2 pseudogenes are annotated in these 3,016 nt (G+C 37.5%); one reads left to right on the top strand and one right to left on the bottom strand.

The features are described 5' to 3' along the window. Positions 1–2,395 (bottom strand): annotated as a pseudogene (locus QZ359_RS05685) (DNA polymerase III subunit alpha); the annotation flags it as partial. A gap of 443 nt (positions 2,396–2,838) precedes the next feature. On the opposite strand from QZ359_RS05685, the pseudogene QZ359_RS05680 reads away from it, so the two are divergent. After that, a pseudogene (locus tag QZ359_RS05680) lies at positions 2,839–3,016 on the top strand (X-Pro dipeptidyl-peptidase); the annotation flags it as partial.

Genomic DNA, 3,016 nt, shown 5'->3' with positions numbered 1-3,016 from the left:
GATTAACTAAATTATTGAATACTTTTTGACGATTTTTTTCAAATAAATCGAAAAGACCAACTTTTACCAAAGGTTCTAGCAGAGGAAGTTTCAGATAATTCTCAGGTAATTTAGCTATAAAATCTTCAATGTTAGAATAGGGTCTATGTTCAATAATCCAAAGCGCCAAATCCTTGCTGAGCCCCTTAATCGATTTCAATCCTAGATAGATGGCCTTGTTAGCAATTTTATCGTGATAGGGAATAGTGTTGATGGACAGAGGCGCTACTTCAAAGCCTGATTCTAAGGCATCTGTTAAGTAATCACTGTTGGCAGAATTCAACATGACCTGATAAAAAATAGCTGGATAATGCGTTTTGAAATAAGCCAACTGGAAGGCCAAGGCTGAGTAGGCATAGGCATGTGACCTGTTAAAACCATAACCTGCAAACTTCTCCATGACATCAAAGACCTGCTCTGCCTTTTCCGCAGTGTGTCCAGCTTCTAATGAACCTTGAATAAAAGAAGCCCTCATCTCATGCATGGCAGAGGCATCCTTTTTCCCCATAGCTCGGCGCAAAATATCAGCTTTCCCAAGACTAAAGCCAGCAAAACGCTGAGCAACCTGCATAACCTGCTCCTGATAGAGCATAATTCCGTAAGTTGGAGCCAAAATATCCTCCAGTACTGGATCCAGAACAGTCACTTCTTCCTGCCCATGCTTTCTTGCCACAAAATTATTGATGTAGTCACTAGCACCTGGCCGATTTAGGGAAGTAGTTGCTACGACATCTTCAAAACAGACTGGCTGCACACGCTTGAGCAGACGAATAGCTCCAGGTTGCTCAAATTGAAAGATACCTTTTGTATTACCAGAAGAAAATAAAGCTAACGTTTCTTTGTCTTCCAAATCAATTTCTTCTATTTTCAGATGAATCCCTTCTGTTTCAGCAAGCAACTCTTGCATCTTCTGGACAAAGGTCAAATTTCGTAGTCCCAGAAAGTCCATCTTCAAAAGCCCACTAGCTTCAACTCCATGAGCATCATATTGAGTCAGTGGAATTTCATCACCATGCTTCAGAGGGATGTAGTTGGTCAAATCTTGGTCACTGATCACAACACCAGCCGCATGGACAGAGGTTTGTCTTGGATAGCCCTCTATCTTGCAGGCAATCTCAAAAGCTTTTTGGTATTCTAACTTACTATTAATTTGCTGACGAAACTGGAGGTTACCCTCATAAGCCGACTTGAGATTGTCACGAAAACTGATTTTCTTGGTAATTGCAGATAATTCATACTCTGGAACACCAAAACGTTTTAAAACATCTCGCAGAGCTTGCTTGGCCCCAAAGGTAGAAAAAGTAACGATTTGAGCCGCATGTTTACTGCCATATTTATTGCCAACATACCTGATAAAATCTGGACGATAAATATCAGGAATATCAATATCAATATCAGGCATAGTATAGCGTTCACGATTGAGGAAACGTTCAAAAATCAGATTTTTCTCTACTGGGTCAATCCCTGTAATATCCAAGGCATAGGAAACCAAGCTACCAACTGCGGAACCTCGTCCCATTCCCATATAATAACCATTCGAACGTCCAAAACGCAACAAATCCCAGACAACCAAGAAATAATCATCAAAGCCCATATCATGAATAACAGCCAATTCTTGGTCTAGACGGTCTTGATATTCTTTACTAGACAACCCCTTCTGAGCAAGCCCAAGCTCAGCGCGTTCTCTCAACTCTTCTACTGCTGGTCTCGCTGGATTAAAACGAGGCAGTTTCAAACTAGTATCCAAGTCATAAGAAATACCTGAAATAAGCTTTTCTAAGTTTTCCAAGGCTTGAGGAAAACGTTCTTGGAATAGTTTCTCTAAAGAACTTGCTGATATAAGGACATCTTGTCGCGAGCGCAAAGGGACTTCTCTGAGCGGTAGGTTTTCTTTAATCGCTGTTAATACTTGTAGAACTTCTCTATCCTTACTTTCAAATGTATTGACCCGATAGAGGGGCAAGATTGGATGATGAAATTCGCTGGCTAGTGTTTCCGGATAAACCCCTATATAGTAATCACAGCCTAAATTTAACAACTCCAGTCCATCAAAATAAGGCACAATTACCGCAATATCCTCCAGGTACTGAGATAAAACTGACCAATTTTTCTCCCCCTGCATCTTGGCTGTTGAAAACTTCATCAACTGCTGATAGCCCACACTAGATAGAGCTAAAAAGCGCAGATTCACTTCCTGAGCACCCACAAATACAGTCATTTCAAGCCCTAATAAAGGATGAATGCCATATTTTTTTGTAACCTCTAGAAAGTCAAAAGCACCATAAAGATTATCAATATCCATCATAGCCAGATGAGTGTAGCCGAATTCTTTAGCTGCTCTCACATACTTTTCAATCGAAATGACGCTCTCCATAAAACTATAGACTGTTTTTGTATCTAGTTGTGCGATCAATTTACACTTCTCCTCTATCCTTCTCACTATATTATACCATTTTCAAAAAGAGAAAGACAAAAGCAATGACTCCTATCTCTATTTTATATTTTAAATAAGGCATTTTGGATGAAAAAATAACAAATATATTTGCAGTAAAAATGTTTCTGTAAACTATTTTGAACTTTTTATCCCAATAAATGGATATCTCTTTTAAAGAAGTGAGATAAATTCATTCAAAATTCTTATTAGATATAGTTTAATTTATGAATACTATAGAATATCACATATTATTTCATATAAATTGTATTCATTATTCTTTAATTAATTTCTTTCTCACTTAATGATTCCCTTTCTCCTATTTTTTTGATATAATAACCTTAATTATTATTTTACAAGGAGGTTTTATGCGCTTTAATCAATTCAGCTATTTATCACTTCCAAGAGATACTATTTTATATGAATTAAAAAAGTATGGATTTGATTTTCCATCTGAGTCAACAAATAAAAAGATATTGGAGTCTTTTCTAAGTCGTTTCTTTTTCACTTATCAAGATACCAACTATCCACTTTCCATCCTAGCAG

Source organism: Streptococcus sp. (assembly GCF_019414905.1).
GTDB lineage: Bacteria > Bacillota > Bacilli > Lactobacillales > Streptococcaceae > Streptococcus.
This window is presented reverse-complemented; position numbering and strand designations above follow the sequence as displayed.